At 54.3% G+C, this 23463-nt stretch carries 24 protein-coding genes and 1 pseudogene; 15 read left to right on the top strand and 10 right to left on the bottom strand.

Annotation, left to right across the window (positions count from 1 at the left end):
• Positions 1–7: 7 nt before the first annotated feature.
• Positions 8–658, bottom strand: a complete 651-nt coding sequence (locus tag D5066_RS10495) for a nitrilase-related carbon-nitrogen hydrolase (protein ID WP_119915904.1) — start codon at positions 656–658, stop codon at positions 8–10.
• Between the two features lie 110 nt (positions 659–768).
• Positions 769–999 (bottom strand): DNA polymerase III subunit theta, encoded by a 231-nt coding sequence (locus D5066_RS10490; RefSeq protein WP_119915903.1) that lies wholly within the window; start codon positions 997–999, stop codon positions 769–771.
• Between the two features lie 137 nt (positions 1000–1136).
• Here D5066_RS10490 and yobA point away from each other — a divergent pair, with 137 nt between their 5' ends.
• The 3 genes from yobA to D5066_RS10475 are packed head-to-tail and all read left to right on the top strand — an operon-like array spanning position 1137 to position 2734.
• Entirely contained in the window at positions 1137–1508 is a 372-nt protein-coding gene (gene yobA / locus D5066_RS10485) for a CopC domain-containing protein YobA (protein ID WP_119915902.1), read from the top strand.
• A gap of 1 nt (position 1509) precedes the next feature.
• A complete protein-coding gene (gene copD, locus D5066_RS10480) occupies positions 1510–2379 on the top strand; it encodes a copper homeostasis membrane protein CopD (protein WP_119915901.1) in 870 nt (289 codons plus the stop codon).
• Between the two features lie 16 nt (positions 2380–2395).
• A complete protein-coding gene (locus D5066_RS10475; RefSeq protein ID WP_119915900.1) occupies positions 2396–2734 on the top strand; it encodes a YebY family protein in 339 nt (112 codons plus the stop codon).
• Positions 2735–3139: 405 nt separating this feature from the next.
• Here the strand turns inward: D5066_RS10475 and D5066_RS10470 are convergent, their stop codons facing one another.
• On the bottom strand, positions 3140–4081 hold the full coding sequence (locus D5066_RS10470) for a VirK/YbjX family protein (protein WP_119915899.1): 942 nt from the start codon (positions 4079–4081) through the stop codon (positions 3140–3142).
• A 168-nt stretch (positions 4082–4249) separates the two neighbouring features.
• Here D5066_RS10470 and pphA point away from each other — a divergent pair, with 168 nt between their 5' ends.
• On the top strand, positions 4250–4894 hold the full coding sequence (gene pphA, locus D5066_RS10465; RefSeq protein ID WP_119915898.1) for a protein-serine/threonine phosphatase: 645 nt from the start codon (positions 4250–4252) through the stop codon (positions 4892–4894).
• Positions 4895–4928: 34 nt separating this feature from the next.
• Here pphA and D5066_RS10460 read toward each other — a convergent pair whose 3' ends face one another.
• The 4 genes from D5066_RS10460 to yebS all read right to left on the bottom strand — a co-directional run bounded on the left by D5066_RS10460 (position 4929) and on the right by yebS (position 10678).
• Complete coding sequence (locus D5066_RS10460) at positions 4929–5168, bottom strand: YebV family protein (RefSeq protein WP_006176013.1); 240 nt, start codon at positions 5166–5168, stop codon at positions 4929–4931.
• Between the two features lie 104 nt (positions 5169–5272).
• The gene (gene rsmF / locus D5066_RS10455) at positions 5273–6715 is read right to left on the bottom strand and encodes a 16S rRNA (cytosine(1407)-C(5))-methyltransferase RsmF (protein WP_119915897.1); all 1443 of its coding nucleotides are present in this window, start codon (positions 6713–6715) and stop codon (positions 5273–5275) included.
• A 77-nt stretch (positions 6716–6792) separates the two neighbouring features.
• Entirely contained in the window at positions 6793–9426 is a 2634-nt protein-coding gene (locus D5066_RS10450) for a PqiB family protein (RefSeq protein ID WP_080329450.1), read from the bottom strand.
• Positions 9395–10678 (bottom strand): membrane integrity lipid transport subunit YebS, encoded by a 1284-nt coding sequence (gene yebS / locus D5066_RS10445; RefSeq protein WP_119915895.1) that lies wholly within the window; start codon positions 10676–10678, stop codon positions 9395–9397. The genes D5066_RS10450 and yebS overlap by 32 nt, the downstream gene beginning before the upstream one ends.
• Positions 10679–10810: 132 nt before the next feature.
• Between yebS and msrC the strand changes: the two genes are divergently transcribed.
• The 4 genes from msrC (at position 10811) to htpX (ending at position 15234) form a co-directional block, all read left to right on the top strand.
• Positions 10811–11308 (top strand): free L-methionine (R)-S-oxide reductase MsrC, encoded by a 498-nt coding sequence (gene msrC, locus D5066_RS10440; RefSeq protein WP_119915894.1) that lies wholly within the window; start codon positions 10811–10813, stop codon positions 11306–11308.
• A gap of 96 nt (positions 11309–11404) precedes the next feature.
• On the top strand, positions 11405–12091 hold the full coding sequence (proQ, locus tag D5066_RS10435; protein WP_014884292.1) for an RNA chaperone ProQ: 687 nt from the start codon (positions 11405–11407) through the stop codon (positions 12089–12091).
• 19 nt (positions 12092–12110) lie between these two features.
• A complete protein-coding gene (gene prc / locus D5066_RS10430) occupies positions 12111–14159 on the top strand; it encodes a carboxy terminal-processing peptidase (RefSeq protein WP_119915893.1) in 2049 nt (682 codons plus the stop codon).
• A 193-nt stretch (positions 14160–14352) separates the two neighbouring features.
• Positions 14353–15234: a protease HtpX gene (gene htpX / locus D5066_RS10425; RefSeq protein ID WP_119915892.1), complete on the top strand. Its 882-nt coding sequence runs from the start codon at positions 14353–14355 to the stop codon at positions 15232–15234.
• Positions 15235–15284: 50 nt separating this feature from the next.
• On the opposite strand, the gene D5066_RS10420 is transcribed toward htpX, so the two are convergent.
• Entirely contained in the window at positions 15285–16658 is a 1374-nt protein-coding gene (locus tag D5066_RS10420; RefSeq protein WP_119915891.1) for an MFS transporter, read from the bottom strand.
• 178 nt (positions 16659–16836) lie between these two features.
• Here D5066_RS10420 and kdgR point away from each other — a divergent pair, with 178 nt between their 5' ends.
• A complete protein-coding gene (gene kdgR / locus D5066_RS10415; protein WP_047367805.1) occupies positions 16837–17628 on the top strand; it encodes a DNA-binding transcriptional regulator KdgR in 792 nt (263 codons plus the stop codon).
• 65 nt (positions 17629–17693) lie between these two features.
• Here the strand turns inward: kdgR and D5066_RS10410 are convergent, their stop codons facing one another.
• Positions 17694–17933 carry a YobH family protein gene (locus D5066_RS10410; protein WP_080329714.1) on the bottom strand — a complete coding sequence of 80 codons (240 nt, stop codon included), beginning with the start codon at positions 17931–17933 and terminating at the stop codon, positions 17694–17696.
• Between the two features lie 159 nt (positions 17934–18092).
• Between D5066_RS10410 and mgrB the strand changes: the two genes are divergently transcribed.
• From mgrB to rlmA, 6 genes and pseudogenes are all read left to right on the top strand, one after another.
• Entirely contained in the window at positions 18093–18236 is a 144-nt protein-coding gene (mgrB, locus tag D5066_RS10405) for a PhoP/PhoQ regulatory lipoprotein MgrB (RefSeq protein ID WP_006175995.1), read from the top strand.
• Between the two features lie 74 nt (positions 18237–18310).
• Positions 18311–18601 carry a YebO family protein gene (locus D5066_RS10400; RefSeq protein ID WP_080329444.1) on the top strand — a complete coding sequence of 97 codons (291 nt, stop codon included), beginning with the start codon at positions 18311–18313 and terminating at the stop codon, positions 18599–18601.
• A gap of 747 nt (positions 18602–19348) precedes the next feature.
• A pseudogene (locus D5066_RS10395) lies at positions 19349–19493 on the top strand (DUF2627 domain-containing protein).
• 13 nt (positions 19494–19506) lie between these two features.
• The gene (gene cspE / locus D5066_RS10390; RefSeq protein WP_001062678.1) at positions 19507–19716 is read left to right on the top strand and encodes a transcription antiterminator/RNA stability regulator CspE; all 210 of its coding nucleotides are present in this window, start codon (positions 19507–19509) and stop codon (positions 19714–19716) included.
• A 217-nt stretch (positions 19717–19933) separates the two neighbouring features.
• Positions 19934–21652 carry a peptidoglycan DD-transpeptidase FtsI2/PBP3(PARA) gene (gene ftsI2, locus D5066_RS10385; RefSeq protein WP_503487653.1) on the top strand — a complete coding sequence of 573 codons (1719 nt, stop codon included), beginning with the start codon at positions 19934–19936 and terminating at the stop codon, positions 21650–21652.
• Positions 21653–21719: 67 nt separating this feature from the next.
• Positions 21720–22535, top strand: a complete 816-nt coding sequence (rlmA, locus tag D5066_RS10380) for a 23S rRNA (guanine(745)-N(1))-methyltransferase (RefSeq protein ID WP_119915889.1) — start codon at positions 21720–21722, stop codon at positions 22533–22535.
• Here rlmA and mntP read toward each other — a convergent pair.
• Positions 22532–23098, bottom strand: coding sequence for a manganese efflux pump MntP (gene mntP, locus D5066_RS10375; protein WP_133300906.1), 567 nt, complete (start codon positions 23096–23098; stop codon positions 22532–22534). The two genes, rlmA and mntP, sit on opposite strands and share 4 nt — an antisense overlap.
• Between the last annotated feature and the right edge of the window lie 365 nt (positions 23099–23463).

Here is a 23463-nt window from a genome sequence, read left to right as displayed (position 1 = left end):
AAAACGCTTAGCCTAAAGGAATGATATCGCCTTGCCAACCCTGTCTGTTGCGCGTGCCCGTTAAAAGAAGCTCACCTTTATCCGCCCGAACGATCAGCTGGCCCTTTTCGTCCCATAACGCGCTGCCCGCGCTGGCATTCGCCATTAACACCGCGATGGCATACCTGTGAGCAAAGCGCTGCAGAGTGCTGATGGACTGCCGCCAGCGATAATCCCTTACCGACTGACAGCTGGTGAACAGCGCCGCCTGCGGATCAAGATTCGGGGAATCGCTTTGCGCATCCACGATCGTGAGCTGTTTCTCCCCGGGCACCAGGCTGGCGCCGCTCCCCTGAGGGTAGCGCAAAATGCAGTTACGAGAGGGGGTAAACAGCGCAAGGCCTTTCTGGCGCTGGCCGTTTCGTTCAACGGGCAGGCCTGCAATAAGGGTAATGCGGTAAAAATGCGCCGCCTTTAGTAATGGCAGGAGCAGCGCGTCATCGGGCGGAGGCGGCAATGCCGTCGTGCCCGTGCCGGTTAGTGAGAGTTCAGGAAAGACCAGTAAATCGCACGCCTGCTGCGCTGCTTCGGCAATGAAGTGGAGATGGTGCGCAACATGGTCCTCAACGCTGGGGTGCTGCCCGCCGTACTGGGCTGCCGCAATATTCCAATGTGACATCGTGACTTCCTTATACACTGAGTCGCAGGGATTTAAGAATACACCTAATTTAATCAGGGTTTTATTATCCTGCCAGATTCCACGTAAGGAAGTGTAACGGCTCGTTAAGCTTATTTAACTTTTGGCTCGTACGGCAAGCGGGAGAGGTTGACCGAGGCGAGACGGTGGGCAATTAACCTTTCGCGAAACCAGTCGCGCAGATGGACGGGTTGTTCACGTTCCACAACTTCAGCCACGATGGGCATGTTATAACGCTCTTTGAAAGCGACGCCAGCGGCAGCGAGATCGACATTCACTTTATCCATCTCGTCCTGAGGAAGGGCGGCCAGATTGATCTTCATTACCTTCTCCTTATTATGCGGCGGCAACGTTACCGCGATTGCGCGACGATGACAAGCGGAGGCGGGATGTTCCTCGACTCGTTTATTATACAGCGTTATTCTTTAGCATACAGACATAACAAAAAGGAATGATTGCGATGGGTTTATCCGCTTCCCGCGCGGTATGCGCACTGATTTTTCTGGCCTCAACGGTAACCTCACCCTCAGTACTGGCGCATGCGCATCTTAAACAGCAGAGCCCGGTAGCAGACAGTCAGGTGGCGGCTCCGCAGGTACTGACGCTGAATTTCTCCGAAGGTATTGAACCTGGATTTAGCGGGGTCGTAGTGACGGACGCACAAAAGCAGGTTATCAAAACGGGTACCGCTTCGCGCGATGAAAAGAACAAGGCGCAGCTGACCGTTCCGCTGGAACAGACGCTGGTGCCTGGCACTTACCGGGTGGACTGGCATGTGGTTTCCGTGGATGGCCACAAAACCAGGGGCAGCTATCACTTTAGCGTGAAATAGCATGCTGGCACTGTTATATGTGGGGTTGCGCTTCATCCATTTTGCGGCGCTGATGCTCGTTTTTGGCAATGCGCTTTACAGCGTCTGGTTTGCGCCCTCCGGGCTGCACCGCCTGATGGCACGCCGTTTCCAGTCACAGCAGAGAGCGGCGTCTCTCATTAGCCTGGCAGCTGCGCTTCTGATGTTTATGCTTCAGGGCGGGTTAATGGGCAACGGCTGGGGCGATGTGGTTAACCCGCAGGTCTGGCAAAGCGTGCTGGGCACGCGGTTTGGCGGCGTCTGGCTGTGGCAAATTATCCTCGCCGTTATCACCGTTGCCGCCGCGTGGCTCGCGCCGCTGAAAGGGTCGCGGCTGCTGCTGCTCGCGATGGGCCAGCTTATCCTGCTGGCGGGGGTAGGTCACGCGGCGATGAGCGACGGTCCGATGGGGGCGATGCAGCGTCTCAATCATGCTGTTCACCTGCTGTGCGCCGCAACCTGGGTGGGGGGATTGCTGCCGCTCCTGTTCTGCATGCGCCTTGCGAAAGGACGCTGGCAGAACGCCGCTATTTACACCATGATGCGTTTCTCGCGCGTGGGGCATTATGCCGTCGCGGGCGTGCTGCTCACCGGTATTGTTAATGCGCTCATGATACTGGGGGTCAGGATCCCCTGGCAGGCTGGCTACGTGCAGTTTTTATTGTTCAAATGTGCGCTGGTGGCGTTGATGGTGGCAATTGCGCTGGCAAATCGGTATTTTCTGGTGCCACGGTTTCGTCCGGGTTCCGGTCGGGCGCAACAGTTTTTTATCAGGATGACACAGGCAGAAGTGGTGCTGGGCGCGCTGGTTCTGGCAACGGTTAGTCTGTTCGCGACCTGGGAACCCTTCTGACAAGGTTAACTATCAAATGAAAAAAACAGTACTCTCTCTTTTATTGCTGACCTGCGCGGGAAGCGTTCTGGCGGCTCCGCAGGTGATCACCGTCAGCCGTTTTGAAGTGGGCAAAGACAAATGGGCGTTCAATCGTGAAGAGGTGATGCTCACCTGCCGTCCGGGCCATGCGCTGTATGCGATCAACCCGAGTACGCTGGTGCAGTACCCGCTAAACGATACCGCTGAGCAGCAGGTCGCCAGCGGCAAGAGCAGCGGCCAGCCAATCAGCGTGATTCAGATTGATGACCCGGCCAAACCTGGGCAGAAGATGAGTCTGGCACCGTTTATCGAGCGCGCTGACAAGCTCTGCTAACGTTCAGGTTTCCAATAAAAAACCGCAGATGCTCGCGAAAGCACTGCGGTTTTTTACTTTTAATGATGCTCTGACGCTTTTTTTCAGGCCACTTTTGCTGTGGACTGGAAAACCTGGCGTCGTCATCTATTCTTAAAAGGCAAGGCGACTTAGCCTGCATTAATGCCAACTTTTAGCGCACGGCTCTCTCCCAAGAGCCATTTCCCTGGACCGAATACAGGAATCGTATTCGGTCTCTTTTTATCTGCATAAAAGTGAATAACTTAACTCCGTTATCTTCTCTATACAGCGCATACGTCCTGTGCGACTTCGTAAAACATAACACAACACAGCATGCGGAAGTCCAGCCCTTTTTGCCTGTTTTGTTAAATTTTTGTGAGTAGGCAGCAAAAGTCAGAGCTGTTTTTAAAAGCGGGATTTAACGGACGCCTCAATTTCATCAAGCAGTTCAAAGCGACGACGATATTCTGCGCGTTTTTTACTGGCTATCTCTTCCAGTGATTTACGCTCCATCTGCAGCGGCAGCTGCCAGCAGAAGGTGGAGAGTTTTTTTCCGCCCAGAGAATCCCAGAATTCGTCATAGCTGGCGTGGAAATGGCGGCCTTTGCTGAGGCGATAGCGGAGCGCGCGGAAAACGTGTCCCTCATCGCTGACGGCAAAAATGGCCCGGACAGAGGACCGGGCGGCCAGCTGGAAAACGACTTCCATCAACACGCGCTTGGGGAACAAACCGTGGCAGGCGCGGGTCGCCTGTTTAATTGCGTCCCGTGTTACGCAGCGACGTGGCCCCTGAAGTCCGCCAATGACCAGCACCTGCTGACCATGGCTGCGGGCAACGCTGAAGGTCAGGCTGGCCAGCAGCGTATCCTCATTGTCGCGCAGCCACAGCGTGCTTTCACCCTCACGCTCGGCTTTGCCTGCAGAGGAGGCATTGACTGTGTACGTTACACCGTCTTTTGCATGGAACTGAACAATGGGTTGTTCCTGTGCGCTGGTCATCGCCTGGGCGAGACCGCTTTCTTTCAGGCTGTCAATCCAGTAGTAATGGTTAACGATAGCGTCAGCGCGATCGTTTGCCGTCAGTCCGCGCATCAGATATTGCCGGTGGGTCTTGCTGGGCAACGTAATTTGCGAGGCAAGCAGTTTATCGAAATCGTCGCGACCAGAAAGAGCTTCCAGCATGCGGTGGGTGGAAGACCAGAATAGCAGGGAACGTAAAAGGAACTTCAGTCGGTAATCGCGTTTGCGCCAGATTGGCCCCGGGACGCGTTTGCCGTTCACCAGCTCGGAAATAATATTCGTGCGATGCGGATAGAAAACATCGTTATGTAGCTGTGTATTAGACACGTGAAGACCTCTCGTTTTTATTTCCCCATATTCTAAGGAGCCAGTAAAAAGGGATTAATAGCGCGCGGATCTTTATTTCTCTTTGGTTTACCGTTTGTTTTACTTTGTGAGAACTTCGCCGGTCTTCTTGCGCTTTTGACGACGACTATACTGTTAAAGGGAGGCCTTATGTATCAGCGAATAGAAGGTGGAGAGTGGCGTCACGTCTGGGTTGTCAGCGACATACATGGCTGTTACCAGAGACTCATGGAGGAGCTGAAACGCCGTCATTTCAATCCTTATGAGGATTTACTTATTTCCGTTGGCGATCTGATCGATCGCGGTCCGGACAGCGTAAAATCGTTGCAGCTTATCAATGAGAAATGGTTTCGTGCCGTGCGGGGTAACCATGAGCAAATGGCTATCGACAGTCTGGATAATAATGATTTTGCCCTCTGGACGATGAATGGTGGAATGTGGTTTTCGCGTCTCGGGCATGAGGAACAGCAGCAGGCGCGCGTGTTACTTAACGCCTGTCGCGCGTTACCGCATATTATCGAAATTACCTGCGAGAACGGGCTGAACGTTATTGCACACGCTGATTACCCGGCGGAAGAATACCACTGGGAAAAACCGGTAAGCGCCCGGCGAGTGCTATGGGATCGCGACCGCCTGATGGGGTTTATGGTGGGCAAAGGGCAGGGAATTAGCGGGGCGGATCACTTCTGGTTCGGGCATACGCCCGTCGACAGACGGTATGATTTTTCTAACCTGCACTATATTGATACGGGGGCGGTTTTTGACGGGTACTTTACGCTGGCACAGCTGCAGTAATAAATAACCCGCCTTCGGGCGGGTTCTCTTTAGGTCAGGCAAGGCGCAAGACCCAGGCATCGGTTTTACTGTCGTAATGCTCACGGTAAAGAACAGAGTGTTCGCCATCAAGTATTGCCGGGACGCTGGTGTCCGCATCCCATGCATCAAGCTGCATGCACAAATCCGGGTCGGATTTGCAGGGAATACTTAACGTTCGATCGCCTTGTGCCTCGCCGCGCAGCTCTGCGTCGTCGATCTCAAAAGCGCCAATACGCACGCTGGTTTTCGTCATAGTGCTCTCCGGGTCGGTTGTCAAAATCTGGTATGACCAGTAAGGTCATCCATTTTTGATCGTAGACAAGGAGAGCGAAATCGCCAGTAAAAAAATGCGCTTTTTCAGGTGGTGCGATCGTTACCGGTAAACAGCCGACCATCGCGGACCAGTTCACGCGGGTAGCTGTTTTTGAGCCTTGAGCCCACTTTTTTAGCCAGTCCCAGCGGGAATCCCTGATAGGTCACCACCACTTCATCGGCGGAAGGCGAGCTGTCAGGATAAATATCGCGGCCACGGTACCACTCTTCGGCTTCCTGGTGCGTCAGGGCGAACGTATTCTCATGCCCGGCAAGCGCAATGACCGCCTCATGCTGCCAGCGATAGCCCTTATTATGCACCTCCGCCAGGCGGATCCCGATGCGGGAAAAGCGCACTTTGCCAATCAGCGGTTCAATATTTGCCGGGAAAAGCCAAATCTCTTTGTCACGCGTCCACGGGCGCAGGCTCTCATCCCACTCCAGCCCAACCTTGCTGGCTGCGGCTTCAAGCTGTGCGGCATCGCGGCCTTTTAGGGGGGCAAACGGGAAATTACCCACCTTAAATTTAGGGGCGGGCAGGGGAGCAACTGCCTGCGTTTTATGCAGGCGCGCCACGAAGAACCCTTCGCAGTCGTAAATTTGCGGGAATACGTGCAGGAAACCTTCTGGCGTGACCGCCTCCTGTGCCGAGGAAAACAGATCGTTGAGCGGCAGGAACTCGACGGCATCCGGGTATTGCGCTTTCAGCCACAGGCAGACGTCTTCGTTTTCGTCCCGGTTGAGGGTACACGTTGAATACACCAGCGTGCCGCCGGGGCGCAGGGCGTGGAACGCGCTGTCGATCAGCTCGCGCTGCGTGGCGGCGATCTCAAGATTGCTCTCCACGGACCAGTTCTTTAACGCATCGGGATCTTTACGCACCACCCCTTCGCCGGAGCAGGGGGCGTCCAGCAGGATGGCATCGAACATTTCCGGCAGGGCGGCGCCAAAGACGCGACCGTCGAAGTGCGTAAGAGCGACATTGTGAATACCGCAGCGGCTGATATTGGCATGCAGCACCTTCACGCGGCTGGCGGAAAATTCGTTGGCGAGGATCGCCCCGCGGTTACCCATCCGGGCGGCAATCTGCGTGGTTTTCGAGCCGGGCGCGGCGGCGACATCCATCACGCGTTCGGGCGCGTTGCCGTCGGCGAACAGGGCGGCAACCGGCAGCATGGAACTCGCTTCCTGAATATAAAACAGGCCGCTCAGATGTTCTGCCGTACTTCCCAGCGGCACGGCGTCTTCGTCATCGCGCTCGATCCAGAAACCCTCTTCACACCACGGAACCGGCGTCAGCTGCCAGCCGTACGGAGAGACCAGGGCCAAAAAATCCTCCACGTTGATTTTTAGCGTGTTGACGCGGATACTCCGGCGTAACGGTCGCTGGCAGGCGGCGATAAAATCGTCGAACGACAGGTGAGAAGGAAGCGCCTCGCGCATCTGCGCCAGGAATTGTTCAGGAAGAAATACGGAGTTTTGAGCCACGGGCACACCACAGGGAAAAGTTCAGGTGCGCAGTGTAACATAAAGGCTCCGGTGCGTTGACACCAGAGCCTGTCAGATTAACGCGGCAGGGCCGTTCCCCATTCGCGCCACTCTTTCGGTTCGCTTTCCAGCAGCAGGAAGTGTTTACCCGGCTGCGCTTTTGGCGCCAGCGGCGTTCCCGGCGGCGTGGCAAACGCGATACCGCCGCGAATGAACTGGTTGAAGGTGCCGGTTTTCACCACGCCACCCGTCAGGCCAAAGTCCAGCGAATAGCCGGATGCCAGCCAGAACACCGAGTTATTACGCACCAGGTGCTGGTAACGTTCGCTGATGCGTAACGCCACCATTACGCGGTCGGAAAGCGTGCCGAGCGTCAGACCCGTTACCGTACCCACCTCAATGCCGCGGAACAGTACCGGCGTACCGATGCCAAGCGAGCCGGCTTCCGGCACTTCCACCACAATGCTTAAGCCCCCGAGGTAGCGCGAGTCGGTGATGGTGGCTTCCTGCAGCTCGAAATCACGACGGGCTTTGCCCTGGCCGGGCTCGACGTTGATGTACGGCTGCAGAATGGTGTCGAGATGCTCAACGCCTGCGGCCGAAATCTGCGGGGTCACCACCGAGAAGCGGGAACCCGAGCGGGCGAAGGTCTGAACGTATTCCGGGTAGAGCACCGCTGTGGCCTGCACCTCGTTACGCGAGGTGATCAGCGTCAGCTTCTGGATCTGCCCGATATCAATACCCAGGTAGCGAATTGGCATGCCTTCCGCCAGCTTGCCAGCATCGAATGCATGCAGGGTAATCTGCCCACCCACGGCACGCGCGGCGGTTTCGGACGGGAAGAGAATTCGCTTATCGCCTTTGCGCAGGTTCGCGCCCGCGCCGCTGAGGTTATCGAAGCTGATCGCCCCGCGCAGCGCGCGTGAGAGCGGGGAGGCCTGCACCGTCAACCCGTTGCCGTTAAGCTGCACCTTCGCGCCGCCTTCAGCCCAGAAGACGCTGTTTGGCGTCAGCAGCTTTCGGTACTCCGGCTTGATATGCAGTTCGATATCAAATGCGTCGGCACGCGGGCGAACGGTGATCACCTCCCCAACTTCAAACTTGCGGTAGAGCACCACGGATCCCGCCTGTACGTCCGGCAGCGTCTCGGCGCTTAAGGTGAGGGTGGTGGTCGGCAGATCGCTCAGGCTGTTTTCAATGGCTTTATCCAGGTTGGCGTACAGCGGATAGCTGTCGCGTACGGGGCCCTTGTCGCCGGGCAAAATGCGGATGCCGCCGTTGACCCATTCGCTGGCGCTGGCACCGAGGAACTCTACGCCGTCCAGGCCAACCTTCACATCGACGCGGCTGTTCACCACGAACTTACTGTCACCATGGACGAGATTGCTGTATTGCGGATCGATAGCAACCGAGAAGCTCACGCCATTTTCTGAGAGCGTGCGCTCCAGCACCTGGCCCACCTGCACGCCATGGAGAATCAGCGGCTGGCCGGCCTCAATGCCATAACTTTCAGGCGCTTTGAGTGTAACCGTCACCACGCCCGGTTTCTGCAGCAGCGCTTTGTCTGCCGGGGCAATCACGAAGCTATTGCTTGGCTGACCCTCACCGGGGATCAGCTCGAAAGTATTTCCGGTCAGCAACGTGCTGAGGCTGGCATCGTTCAGAGAGAGCTTCGGACTGCGCATCTCAATGCGCGTTTTCTCGCGAAGGAGATCGACAACGCTTGGATCAACCGTCATTTCGCCGGTGACCGAACCGCCCGGATTGAGCGTCATTTTGGTGAGCTGGCCGACCTGTAGCCCCTGGTACATCAGCGGCGTTGACCCCGCTTTCAGCCCTTTGGCATCAGGCAGAACAAGCTTAACGATCACGCCACGCTGGCTGTGGGCCAGATCGGGATACAGGCCAAACGTGTCATCGGCCGTGGCAGGGCTTGAATTTTCCGGGGAGTCAAAGGCAATGGCACCGTTTACCAGCGCGGCCAGGCTCTCCAGCTTCACCTTCGCGCCGCTCAGGCTGAGGTCGGCATCCACGCCGGAGACATTCCAGAAGCGGCTGCCTTTTTTCACCAGATTGGTGAACCGACGTTCAATCAGCACGTCGATGGTCACGCCCTGTTTGTTCGGGTTGATCGCGTAATCATACACGCGGCCGACGGGAATTTTACGGAAGTAGACCAGCGAGCCGCTGTTTAGCGAGCCCAAATCCGGTGCCTGGAGGTGGATCATCAGATCCCCGTTATTCAGGCGATATTTCGGCTGCGTATCCAGCGCGACGAAGTGATCCTGCGGTTCACCTTTGCCCGGCATCATACCGATGTAGTTACCGCCAACCAGCGCATCCAGCCCGGACACGCCGGCCAGAGAGGCTTTTGGCGTCACCAGCCAGAACTGTGTTTCGCTGCGCAGGGCATCCTGCATGTCAGATTTTATGCTGACACGCACCTGAATCTTGTTCAGCCCTTTACCAAGGGAGATGTCCTGAACCGTACCTACTTCGACCCCCTGGAAGCGAACGGGCGTTCGCCCGGCGACAATGCCGTCGGCGGTCTGGAAGTCAATGGTGACGGTACTCCCGCGATCTTCATAGCTCGTCCAGATAAGCCAGCCTGCAATCATCAGGGCGATGACGGGCAGCAACCAGAATGGCGAAATGCGGCGTTTTGTTTTAATTCTCGCTTCAGTCGGCGAAGCGGGGGTTTCCTGACTCATGTGCATCCCAAAGTAAGCGGCTATCCAGCCATTCCACAGCAAGAATAGTCAATATCACCGCAGAGCCGAAATAAAAAGCTGCGGGTCCCATAGTAAAAGCAAGTAGCTGGTCGCGATTAATCAGCGACATCATCAGCGAAATCACAAACAGATCCAGCATTGACCAGCGGCCAATCCAGGTGACGAATCGCAGAAGCAGAATACGGGTCCGTAAACCTTCTTCACACTTAAAGTGGATGCTGACCAGCAGGGTAAACATCACCACCACTTTGGTAAAGGGAACCAGGATACTGGCGATAAAGACGATGGCCGCCACCCCAACGTTGCTGTGTGCAAGGGAGATAATCCCGGAGAGAATAGTATCTTCCTGACGACCACCGTTCACGTAAATGATGGAGATCGGTAAGGTATTGGCTGGGATCAGAAACACCAGTGAGGCAATCAGCGCCGCCCAGCATTTTTGCAGGCTATTGTTGCGTCGAAGCCTCAACGGGATGTGGCAGCGCGGGCAGCGACCGCGCGCGTCCGGCAGGCCGGTGTAGTGGCATCCCAGACAGACGCGGAGATTCTCATCCGGGCGGGTAGCCGGGCGCTGAGGGTAAAAACGCTCCCAGAGCTGCTCAACGTTGAGATGGATCAGGGTCAGGATGCTGAGTAGCACCAGACAGATAAAGGCAAAAAGCCCCACGCCGGGCTGGAGAAACGCATAGTCCTGCACTTTTATTGACGCCACGCCAACGCCCACCAGATAAATATCCAGCATGACCCACTCTTTGAGTTTATCCAGCATCAGCAGGACCGGGCGCAGGTTCATCCCCAGAATGTTACCAAACCACAGGTAGGCGATCGCCGCAACCAACACCAGGGGCGCGCCGACAACGCAGAACAGCACCATGGCGGCGGTGAGGGGATCGCCCTGGCGCGTCATCTGCCAGATCCCCTGCAGGACGTTGGCATCAATGCGCACGCCCAGCAGATAGAGTTTGAGCAGCGGTTCGGTCCAGGCGAAGGGCATCAGCAGCAGCATGGTAACAGCCATGGCGGCAAGACGGGTTAACGACCAGTCGCGGCCATCGCGAATTTTTGCATCGCAGCGGGGACAAAAGGCGCTTTGGTGCGATTTCATCTTCGGCAACATAAAAAGCGTATCGCACTGGGGGCAACGCTGATAATGTGCACGAGGCAAAGCCTCGCTTACCGTGCGGACAGTTATCTTTTTTGTCGGCGTGATTTTGGTTGTTTTTAAGGCCATTAGCTGCGCACAAATAAGTATTGTTGAACGTTATATTAACTCATGAACGGATTCATCTTGAGCATGAGCGCATTTATTGCTTATTTTAATAGGCTATGCGGTAAATTTGTAAGACAACTAAGTGATTGAATAATGAACAAAACAGAATTCTACGCGGATCTGAACCGCGATTTTAAGGCATTGATGGCGGGTGAAACCAGCTTCTTAGCCACTCTGGCAAATACTAGCGCATTGCTGTTTGAACGTCTCGCTGACGTGAACTGGGCCGGCTTCTACCTTCTGGAAGGTGATACGCTGGTGCTGGGGCCGTTCCAGGGCAAACTGGCCTGCGTGCGTATTCCGGTAGGGCGCGGCGTGTGCGGCACTGCGGTGGCGGAGAATCAGGTTCAGCGCGTGGAAGATGTGCATGCGTTTGACGGGCATATCGCCTGTGATGCCGCCAGCAATTCTGAAATCGTTCTGCCGCTGGTGGTAAAAAATCAGATTATTGGCGTTCTGGATATCGACAGTACGGTCTTCAGCCGCTTTACAACCGAGGACGAGCAGGGGCTGCGCGAGCTGGTGGCGAACCTTGAAAACGTCCTCGCTGCAACCGATTATCAAAAATTCTTTGCGAGCGTCGCAGGATAATCAACGGATAACGTAGCATTTACTGATAGCGTCATTATAATGACGCCTGTTCATGCCTGCGCTTGTTGGCAACGTCCGTTGTAATCAGGAAATTTCATGGAAAATCAACCTAAGTTGAATAGCAGTAAAGAAGTTATCGCATTTCTGGCCGAGCGTTTCCCGCAGTGCTTCAGCGCGGAAGGTGAAGCTCGTCCCCTGAAAGTCGGTATTTTTCAGGATCTGGTGGCGCGTGTTGAAGGGGAAATGAACCTCAGCAAAACTCAGCTGCGTTCCGCCTTACGTCTTTATACTTCGAGCTGGCGTTACCTGTACGGTATCAAACCGGGCGCGACCCGTGTGGATCTCGACGGCAACCCTTGCGGTGAGCTGGACGAGCAGCACGTTGAGCACGCACGCAAGCAGCTGGAAGAAGCCAAAGCACGCGTTCAGGCACAACGTGCAGAACAGCAGGCGAAAAAACGCGAAGCCGCCGCGGCAAACGGCCAGGAAGAAGCGCCTCGTCGCGAACGTAAACCACGTCCTGCGCCGCGTCGTCACGACAATAACGATCGCAAACCGCGTGCAGACAAACCAGCAGCAAAAGCCCCGCGCGCGCCTCGTGAAGAGCCGCGTCATACTCCGGTTTCTGACATCAACGCTCTGAGCGTGGGTCAGGCGCTGAAGGTAAAAGCAGGCAACAATGCTATGGACGCCACCGTACTGGAAATCACCAAAGATGGCGTTCGTGTACAGCTGACTTCTGGTATGTCAATGATTGTACGCGCAGAACACTTGTTGTTCTGAAACGGAGGCCAAGCCTGGCATGAACACTTTTTTTAAGCTCACCGCGCTGGCGGGTCTGTTTGCCATAACAGGTCACGCTTTCGCAGTGGACGATATCACGCGTGTTGATCAAATTCCGGTACTCAAGGAAGAGACGCAGCATGCGACGGTGAGCGAGCGCGTGACCTCACGTTTTACCCGCTCGCATTATCGTCAGTTCGATCTCGATCAGGCCTTTTCGGCCAAAATCTTTGACCGCTATCTGAACTTGCTGGATTACAGCCATAACGTTTTGCTCGCCAGCGATGTCGAGCAGTTCGCTAAGCGCAAATCCGAGGTGGGTGATGAGCTGCGGTCAGGCAAGCTGGACCTGTTCTACGATCTCTATAACCTGTCGCAAAAACGTCGTTTTGAACGCTATCAGTACGCGTTGAAAGTGCTGGAACGTCCAATGGACTTCACCGGCAATGACACCTTTAACCTCGATCGCAGCAAAGCGCCCTGGCCGAAAAATGAAGCCGAGCTGAATGCGCTGTGGGACGGAAAGGTTAAGTACGACGAGCTTAGCCTCAAGCTGACCGGCAAAGATGAAAAAGAGAACCGCGATACGCTAACGCGTCGCTACAAATTTGCCATTCGTCGTCTGGCGCAGACCAACAGTGAAGATGTCTTCTCGCTGGCGATGACTGCCTTTGCGCACGAAATCGATCCGCACACCAACTACCTCTCTCCTCGTAACACCGAACAGTTCAATACCGAAATGAGCCTGTCTCTGGAAGGTATCGGCGCGGTGCTGCAGATGGACGATGATTACACGGTGATCAACTCCATGGTCGCAGGCGGCCCGGCATCCAAAAGCAAAGCGATTAGCGTAGGCGATCGCATTGTGGGTGTAGGACAAACCGGCCAGAACATGGTGGATGTCATTGGCTGGCGTCTGGACGATGTGGTTGCTCTGATCAAAGGGCCAAAAGGCAGTAAAGTTCGTCTCGAAATTCTGCCTGCCGGTAAAGGCACGAAAACCCGTATCGTTACCCTGACCCGTGAGCGTATCCGTCTGGAAGACCGCGCGGTGAAAATGTCGGTGAAAACCGTGGGTAAAGAGAAGGTGGGGGTCCTGGATATCCCTGGCTTCTACGTGGGGCTGACTGACGATGTGAAAGTTCAGCTACAGAAACTTGAGAAGCAGAACGTGAGCAGCGTCATCATCGACCTTCGCACGAACGGTGGCGGTGCGCTGACGGAAGCGGTGTCGCTCTCTGGCCTGTTTATCCCGTCTGGTCCGGTGGTTCAGGTTCGTGATAACAACGGTAAAGTTCGTGAAGATGCTGACAACGACGGTGTGGTCTATTACAAAGGCCCGCTGGTGGTCCTGGTCGACCGCTTCAGTGCGTCCGCATCTGAAATTTTTGCCGCTGCAATGCAGGACTATGGCCGTGCGCTGATCGTGGGTGAACCCACCTTCGGTAAAGGTACCGTTCAGCAGTATCGCTCGCTGAACCGTATTTACGATCAGATGCTGCGTCCGGAATGGCCTGCGCTGGGCTCCGTTCAGTACACCATTCAGAAGTTCTACCGTGTTAACGGTGGCAGTACGCAGCGTAAGGGCGTAACGCCGGATATCATGATGCCGACAGGCACGGAAGAGACCGAAACCGGCGAGAAGTTTGAAGATAACGCACTGCCGTGGGACAGCATCAATGCCGCGACCTACGTGAAAGCGGGTGATATGACGCAGTTTGGCCCTGAACTGCTGAAGGCGCATAATGACCGCATCGCGAAAGATCCGGAATTCCAGTACATCATGAAGGACATTGCGCGTTTCAATGCCCTGAAAGATAAGCGGAATATCGTTTCTCTTAATTACGCTCAGCGTGAAAAAGAGAACAACGAAGATGATGCAACGCGTCTGGCGCGTATCAACGATCGCTTTAAGCGTGAAGGTAAGCCTCTGCTCAAGAAACTGGACGATCTGCCAAAAGATTACCAGGAGCCGGATCCATACCTGGACGAGACGGTGCATATCGCGCTCGACCTGGCGAATCTGGAAAAAGACAAGCCTGCCGTACAGCCCGCTCCGGCAAAATAATCTCCCAACAGGCACAAGAAATTGTGCCTGTTTCTTTTTGTTTTTCATCCTTCCGTCAGGCTGATTTCCAATTGTGTAAAGTTGTGTCTTTCTGGTGACTTACGGCTACCGGATGCTTGAAAATAGCCGCAATACCCATACGATGTGGGTAATCGCATAGTGCGTTTTGTTAAACTGAGGTTAAAAGAAAATTATGATGCGAATCGCGCTCTTCCTGCTCACCAACCTGGCGGTAATGGTGGTTTTCGGGCTGGTGCTAAGCCTGACGGGAATTCAGTCGAGCAGCGTTCAGGGTCTGTTGATTATGGCGCTGCTGTTTGGTTTTGGTGGCTCATTCATTTCCCTGCTGATGTCAAAGTGGATGGCCCTGAAATCAGTAGGTGGGGAAGTTATCGAACAGCCACGTAATGATATGGAACAGTGGCTAATGAATACGGTGGCTCAGCAATCCCGTCAGGCCGGGATCGCCATGCCGCAGGTGGCTATTTATCATGCCCCGGATATTAACGCATTTGCTACGGGTGCCCGTCGTGATGCGTCGCTGGTTGCCGTCAGCACTGGATTGTTGCAGAACATGAGCCGTGACGAAGCCGAAGCGGTTATCGCCCACGAAATCAGCCATATCGCCAACGGTGACATGGTGACTATGACCCTGATTCAGGGCGTGGTGAATACCTTCGTTATCTTTATCTCCCGTATCCTGGCGCAGATTGCGGCTGGCTTTATGGGCGGCAACCGTGACGAAGGAGAAGAGAGCAACGGTAACCCACTGATCTACTTCGCCGTATCCATGGTGCTGGAACTGGTATTCGGTATTCTGGCAAGCATCATTACCATGTGGTTCTCTCGTCACCGTGAGTTCCACGCGGATGCCGGCTCTGCGAAGCTGGTGGGTCGTGAGAAGATGATTGCAGCCCTGCAGCGTCTGAAAACCAGCTACGAGCCGCAGGAAGCGAACAGCATGATGGCCTTCTGCATCAACGGCAAATCAAAGTCGCTGAGCGAGCTGTTTATGTCTCACCCGCCGCTGGATGAGCGTATTGAAGCGCTGCGCAGTGGGGAATACCTGAAGTAACGCGAAGCGCAGTAATAAGCCGGGCAGGAGAAGTCTCCGCCCGGCTTTTTTTATGCCTGAACGCCGGGTTGAGTCGCGCGCAGCCCGCTGACAACGGCTGCAAGGGTGGCAAGCGCACCTGCGGTGAGAAGCGCAACGTGGTTACCGTTTTGCCCGGCAAGGTTAAACATCAGGGCAACCAGCGCCGCGCCGGTGCTTTGCCCCAGCAGACGCGCGGTTCCCAGCATGCCGCTAGCCCCGCCGCTGCGGTGACGCGGTGCAGAGGTAATAATGGTGTGGTTGTTGGGCGACTGAAACAGACCAAACCCGGCTCCGCACAGGATCATCCGCCAGATGATGTCCAGATCGGTTGGTGATGACGGAAGCAAAGCCAGCGCGAAAAGGCCTGTTGCCATCACTGCCAGCCCCACCGCACCCAACAAACCGGCATGAACGCGTTCAATTAAATAACCTGCCAGCGGGGCCATCACCATCGTCGCCAGCGGCCAGGGGGTTAACAGCAGCCCTGTCTCCACTTCGGAACGTCCTATCACGCTTTGCAGGAAGAAGGGCAGAGAAACCAGGGCCAGCATCTGGGCGCAGAATGAGCAGATAGACGTGCAGATGGAGAGCGAAAAGAGAGGAATACGCAACAGATCGACCGGCAGTAAAGGAACCGGCAGAGCAAGCTGGCGACGAACAAAGAAGAAGCCCGTCACCAGTAGAGCAACAAGCTCCGCGACGGTTAGCATCAGAGACTGACCCTGAGCAAAACCGCTGAGGGCGGTAATCAGCAGGCCAAAGGTGAGCGCATTCATCACTGCGCTTGCCACGTCAAAACGCGGCATCGTGCTTTTCGGGCCGTTAGCGGGGAGAAACCGCAGGGCAAAGAAGATGGCCACGATACCCAGCGGCACGTTTATGGCGAACAGCCACTGCCACGAGGCGACAGAAAGAATCGCCGCTGCAATCGTTGGCCCGGCGGCCGAAGAGACGGCGACAATAAACGAGTTTATCCCCATGCCGCGCCCGAGATGGCGGTGCGGGTAGATTAAGCGGATTAACGCCGTGTTGACGCTCATTAGCGCCGCGCCGCCAAAACCTTGCGCGATGCGCGCCAGCGTCAGCGTATGCAGAGAGTCAGAAAGGGCGCACAGCAGCGATGTGAAGGTAAACACCACCAGGCCACACTGATAGACCCGACGGTAGCCAAACATATCGCCCAGAAAAGAGAAGGAGAGCAGGGAAACCACAATCGCAATCTGATAGGCGTTAACTATCCATATCGAACTGGCGGGTGAAGCATGCAGGTCGCTGGCGATGGTGGGAAGGGCAACGTTTGCAATGGCGCCATCAAGGACGGCCATGGAGATACCAATAATAATGGTGGCAATTGCGCCATACCGCTGGGGTAAAGGCAGGCCATCGGAGAGGGACTTTTCCATCAGGGATAAATAGCTCGAAGTGAAATTATTCTCAGGGTAACTATTTTAGCACCGTTAACGCCGTTTTATGTCGCAGATTTGTAACGAAGTAAACGCGGATTGATTGCAGGTAACATGACGGGAATTTATAATAAAAACCGGTTCTGATTTTTATAAAACACTCTCTATGAGGTGGTAAATGGCAATTGCGGATTTGGATAAACAGCCAGATTCTGTTTCTTCCGTGCTGAAGGTGTTTGGCATCTTACAGGCGCTCGGAGAAGAGCGTGAAATTGGTATCACAGAGTTGTCGCAGCGCGTGATGATGTCGAAAAGCACCGTTTATCGCTTTTTGCAAACCATGAAGTCGCTGGGCTATGTTGCACAGGAAGGCGAATCTGAAAAATACTCTCTGACGCTGAAACTGTTCGAACTGGGTGCCCGGGCACTGCAAAACGTTGATCTGATCCGTAGCGCGGATATCCAGATGCGTGAGATCTCCCGCCTGACCAAAGAGACCATCCACCTGGGTGCACTGGATGAGGACAGCATTGTTTACATCCATAAAATTGACTCCATGTATAACCTGCGCATGTATTCACGCATCGGTCGTCGCAACCCGCTTTACAGCACGGCTATTGGTAAGGTTCTGCTGGCGTGGCGCGATCGTGAAGAGGTGAAACAGATCCTCGATGGCGTGGAGTATAAACGCAGCACTGAACGCACTATTACCGACACCGATGAGTTGTTAACGGTGCTCGACAAGGTGCGTGAACAAGGGTATGGCGAAGATAACGAGGAGCAGGAAGAAGGGCTGCGCTGCATCGGCGTCCCTGTCTTTGACCGCTTTGGCGTGGTGATCGCGGGTTTGAGCATCTCTTTCCCAACCCTGCGTTTCTCGGAAGAGCGCCTGCACGAATATGTGGCTATCCTGCATACTGCCGCGCGTAAGATTTCTGAGCAGATGGGTTATCACGACTATCCGTTTTAATCCCGGGAAGCATAATAAACGCCGCATTCATTGCGGCGTTTTTTGTCAGACGTTACCCCTGTAGATTAACCATTATCAATCACCACGGAGGTCTTACGCAGTACCGGACAGTTGGTCAACCCAATGATCCCGCTATCCGAATGGAGATACTGCGCCGTGCTGACGCCTTGTGCGGTTAAATACTTACACTGAATGCCTAACCCTGCGGCGTTTTCGGTGCTTCCCACAAGCACGCCGTAGCCCGTTAACAGCAGCCCAATCCAGAGAATCACCAGTACAATAATTGTTCGAATAATTACGCGCATCATCACCTCTTTATCATTGTTATCATAACGCTAGCGTAAACGGTTTACGTAATGAAACAAGTGCAGGATTCTGAAAAGGGCGCGATGGCGGTACAGTTAGTCCTTGTTTAAGATAACCGTGATAACCTGATTGCATCAGGTATGTAGACGGAGTGTGGAGTGAAAAAAATACGCTGGGTGATTCTGATTATCGTGCTGATAGCGTGTGTGGTGTTATGGACGCAGACTATCAACGTGATGTGCGATCAGGATGTACAGTTTTTTAGCGGCGTTTGCGCAATCAATAAGTTTATTCCGTGGTAACACGCATTTTTTCTTCAGATGATTTCCTTCCTTCGCGCCAGTGGTAAAATAGACGTTTTTATTGAGGTGGTGAAATGGGTGAGTTACTGAATTCAGGGCTGCTAAATGTGGCATCCCTGATGATCTCTTTAGTTGTTCTGCTTGTGGGTCTGGTCATTTGGTTTTTCGTAAACCGCGCCAGTTCACGTACGAACGAGCAGATCGAACTGCTGGAAGCGCTGCTTGAGCAGCAAAAGCGGCAGAATGCGCTGCTGCGTCGTCTGTGCGAAGCGAACGAGCCGGAAGAGAAAGAAGCGCCAAAAGAAACTGTCGCGGAAGATAACAACGATCAAGACGATTTTATCCGCCTGGTGGCTGAGCGCTAATCGTATTGTCACTGGAGGGGAGGTGGCTGTGATGTGGAAACCTTCCCGGCACGACCCCTCCCTGAACCATCACCCTCAAAGGTTTTTCGTCATCTCCTGATGATGCCCATCAGCTGCCTTCTCAATCGCATCTGGAAAGACGCCCTATGCCGCGCTGAATACTGTAGCAGCAGTTAATAATAGTTTCAGTATACTGAAAACAGGCGAATATTTACCCGTATAAACGAAGCGAGTAATTGTTGCATATATTTTGTATGTAAACGTGCAAGGGCTTGTTTTATTTTTATCGAAACGTTTTGCTTGCCTTATTTTGATGCAGAGTCATAAAAATTTCATTATTTTAGTGCATAACGCTGTTTATTCAGCGCTGCATTTTAATACAGTCGGGCGATGCTAATAACGCCGAATTCGTTCTGAAACAATACAGTTCCGTTACAATGATTTAAGCATAAGTTTTCACAATTTGTTCTAACTCAATCAATGCTTAAGATTTCTTTTCCCGTCTGCTGGACGCATTGTAATGATTGAGCTATGTTAAAAAAGTCTTAGATTACAGCGCTTGCGCAAGCAGCGTTGAGTCTGTGTAAGGGAGTAAAGCCGTCTGTATGTTGAGCGCATAATTGTGCAAATCCTTACAGACAGTGTTCGAATTTGTGCGGCGGATCGAGACATGTTTAAAAATGGCTTGCCATATTAAACATAGTGTGTGATAACACGTTTTGGGTCAAACGAGGTACAGTTCTGTTTATGTGTGGCATTTTCAGTAAAGAAGTCCTGAGTAAACACGTTGTCGTTGAATACCGCTTCTCTGCCGAACCTTATATTAGTGCCTCATGCAGTAATGTCTCAGTTTTATCTCAGTTAATGCCTGCGGGCTAAGAAAACACTCTAAGGAATTTTGCAAAATGGCAAAGATTAAAGGTCAAGTTAAGTGGTTCAACGAGTCTAAAGGTTTTGGTTTCATTACTCCTGCTGATGGCAGCAAAGACGTGTTCGTACACTTCTCTGCAATCCAGGGTAACGGCTTCAAAACTCTGGCTGAAGGCCAGAACGTTGAGTTCGAAATTCAGGACGGCCAGAAAGGCCCAGCTGCAGTTAACGTAACTGCTATCTGATCGAATCGCTGCTGACTGAAGCGCATAGCACTTCACTCTCAGACATAAAGCCTCGCGCAATGCGGGGCTTTTTTATTCCGTATCTTTCAAAATATTACTGTCTCCCGTCTTGTTAGCAACTTGTTGCAAAGCTGCGAGGTTAGTAGCACAGTTTCGCCTCCCTCAGCGCATCTTTTCCCGTTAAATCAGGGCGTTGTTTAACAGTCCTGGGGTTCAGGTGAAGAAGAAATTGATAATGACCGCTGGCAATTTTACGCCGGCGCGTTTTGCGCTGCTCTGTTTCGCTATTTTCTGCAGTCTGGCCTTTTTGCTTGGCCGTGTTGCCTGGCTACAAATCATCAAACCTGACAATCTGGTGAAGCAGGAGGATATGCGCTCCCTCCGCCAGCTGGCGATTGATGCGCCGCGCGGAATGATTATGGATCGTGAAGGCCGACCGCTGGCGGTCAGCGTACCCGTCAGAGCCGTATGGGCCGATCCAAAAACGGTGCTGGCAAAAGGGGGCGTTGGGTTTGATGAACGCTGGCAGGCGCTGGCGAGCGCGCTGCATCTCTCGTTGAGCACCCTTTCATCACGGATTAACGCTAACCCCCAGGGCCGCTTCATCTACCTGGCGCGTCAGGTCGATCCTGCGCAGGCAAAGTGGATTGATAAGCTCAATTTACCCGGCATTAATTTGCGCGATGAATCCCGCCGTTTTTACCCGGCAGGCCACGTGGCGGCGAACCTGATTGGCTTCACCAATATTGACGGGCAGGGTATCGAAGGGGTGGAGAAAAGCTTCAATACTCAGCTGACGGGCAAAGCGGGTGTCCGACAGGTCAGGGAGGATCGCTACGGGCGCGTGGTTGAAAACCTGACGGAAGTGGCGCCTACGCCCGCGCATAACATCCAGTTGAGTATTGACGAGCGTCTGCAAACCATTACCGAGGATGCGCTCGATAACGCCGTGGCCTGGAACAAGGCCGAGTCAGGGGCTTCGGTGCTGATTAATATCCCCACCGGGGAAATTCTCGCCATGGCGAGCTACCCGGATTTCAACCCCAATAACCGGGAAGGCGCGACGATAAACGATTTTCGCAACCGGGCGATCAGCGATACGTTCGAGCCCGGTTCGACCGTCAAACCGCTGGTGCTGATGACGGCTCTGCAGCAGGGGCTGGTACAGCCGGACAGCGTCATTGATACCCACCCGTATACACTTGACGGGCATCATATCCGCGACGTGGGTTATTATCCTGAACTGACCATGACCGGGATCCTGCAAAAATCGAGCGACACCGGTGTCTCCCGGCTCTCGCTGGCGATGCCTGTCCAGCATCTGATTGATACCTATCGAAACTTCGGGTTTGGCACAAATACGGGGCTGGGCTTGACGGGCGAGAGCGCAGGGTTGTTGCCACAGCGTAAATACTGGAGCCAGCTTGACCGCGCAACCTTTGCCTTTGGTTACGGCCTGATGGTCACGCCGCTCCAGCTGGCCCACGTTTACGCGACGATTGGCGGCTTCGGGCTTGAGCGCCCCCTCTCGATCACCCGCATCGATCCGCCCGTTATCGGGCACCGCGTTATGCCGGAGGAGATCGCGCATGAAGTGGAGCACATGATGGAGAGCGTCGCGCTACCCGGTGGAGGCGGCGTTAAGGCCGCCGTGCGCGACTATCGCGTGGCGGTGAAGACCGGGACGGCGAAGAAAATTGATGATAGCGGCAAATATGTCGATAAATACGTCGCCTACACCGCGGGCGTTGCGCCCGCCAGCGATCCGCGTTTCGCCCTGGTGGTGGTGATCAACGATCCTCAAAACGGGGCCTACTACGGTGGTGCGGTTTCAGCGCCGGTCTTCAGCGAAATCATGGGTAACGTGCTGCGCCTGGAGAATATCAAACCCGATGGCCTTCCGGCCGGTTCTGACCACCTTATCGTCATGCGGTGATCGAGTCGTTTTATAGCGGGGCGAATAGCGGTACACTTCGCCCTTTGGTTTATGTCCCGGAGTTGCCATGTCCTTCAGCTGTCCCCTTTGCCACGCGCCCCTGACGCGCTCAGATAAAAGTTATGCCTGTCCGCAGGGACATCAGTTTGATATGGCGAAAGAAGGCTACGTGAATCTTCTGCCGGTGCAGCACAAGCGCTCCCGCGATCCGGGCGACAGCGCAGAGATGATGCAGGCGCGCCGTGCGTTTCTCGATGCCGGGCACTATCTGCCGCTGCGGGAGACGGTCGCGCAGATGCTTGATGAGCGGGTATCTGACCCGGCGTCCGCGATGCTTGATATTGGCTGCGGGGAAGGGTACTACACCGCGCGGTTTGCGGAGGTGATGCGCCAGAAGGGGGCCGGAACTTTTGGCCTCGATGTGTCAAAAGTGGCGATTCGCGCGGCAGCTAAACGTTATGCTGACGTGACGTTCTGCGTGGCATCCAGCCACCGGCTGCCGTTTGAGGATGCCAGTATGGACGCCGTTATCCGCATCTACGCGCCGTGTAAAGCAGAAGAGCTGGCGCGCGTGGTGAAGCCCGAAGGCTGGGTGATAACCGTCACGCCGGGACCGCGTCACCTGATGGAGCTGAAAGGGCTTATTTACGACGATGTGCGTCTGCATGCTCCACATTCTGAACAGCTGGCAGGTTTTACCCTGAAGCAGGCGCGGTCGGTGGCGTATGAAATGAATCTGAACGGGGAAGAAGCGGTAGCCCTGCTGCAGATGACGCCGTTCGCGTGGCGGGCAAAGTCAGAAGTATGGGAAACGTTAGCGGCGCGGACGACGTTTAGCTGCCAGACCGATTTCAGTATCCACGTCTGGCAGCGCGACGCTTAAGGCGCGAAGTGTGCCCAGAGGATCTGGGCACCAATGCCGATCAGCACAATACCGCCTAAGATCTCGGCGCGTTTACCCAGCAGCGGGCCGATAAACCGCCCGACCATCATGCCCAGCGTTGACATAATCAGTGTTGCGCAGCCAATGGCCAGCGCGGTGGCGATAATGTTCACCTGCAGAAACGCCAGACCCACCCCGACGGCCATCGCGTCCAGGCTGGTGGCAATGGCCGTGGTGACCAGCAGCCAGAAACCGTGGCGATGCAGCGGCTCTTCATCTTCATCGCTGTTACCACGAAAACCTTCAATGACCATTCGGCCACCGAGAAACACCAACAGGACGAACGCAATCCAGTGGTTCCACTCGAGTACGAACTGGCTGGCAAGCATGCCTAAACCCCAGCCGATGAGCGGCGTCAGCGTTTCGATGGCACCAAAGATCAGACCGGTGCGCAGCGCTTCTGAGAATTTAGGTTTGTGGAGTGTGGCGCCTTTGCCAATAGAGGCGGCAAATGCATCCATGGACATGCCAAAAGCGAGGAGGATCGTAGCGGAGATGTTCATAAGAGCGTCCAGACCGGGGATATCCATATGACACATCACTGCCCCCAGTAAACAGCAGTTGATGTATCTATGGTCTCGCCTGATCCTTTTTGCACGGTAAGCGTGCTGAAAGCGATCCGTACGCGCCACGTTTTTCAACGAGTATGTTGACACGTACATTTCCTGCGTGCAGGAAATCGGCTACTCCCCAACGACGGGCGCAACCTTAACATATTTTGAGAATATAAAACAACATCGAAAAAGGCTTAATTTAACCGCCTTTCTGATAACGATTTTCATTTAGATTTATGCGTGAAAATATCGTTAATTAATATAAGTTGATAAGAAAGAGAGTTATAGCAAGGGCTATAATGTGCGCAATGAAA

Source organism: Enterobacter chuandaensis, from assembly GCF_003594915.1.
GTDB lineage: Bacteria > Pseudomonadota > Gammaproteobacteria > Enterobacterales > Enterobacteriaceae > Enterobacter > Enterobacter chuandaensis.
Note: the sequence above shows the minus strand (reverse complement) of the source record. Positions and strands in the feature narration are given on the sequence as shown.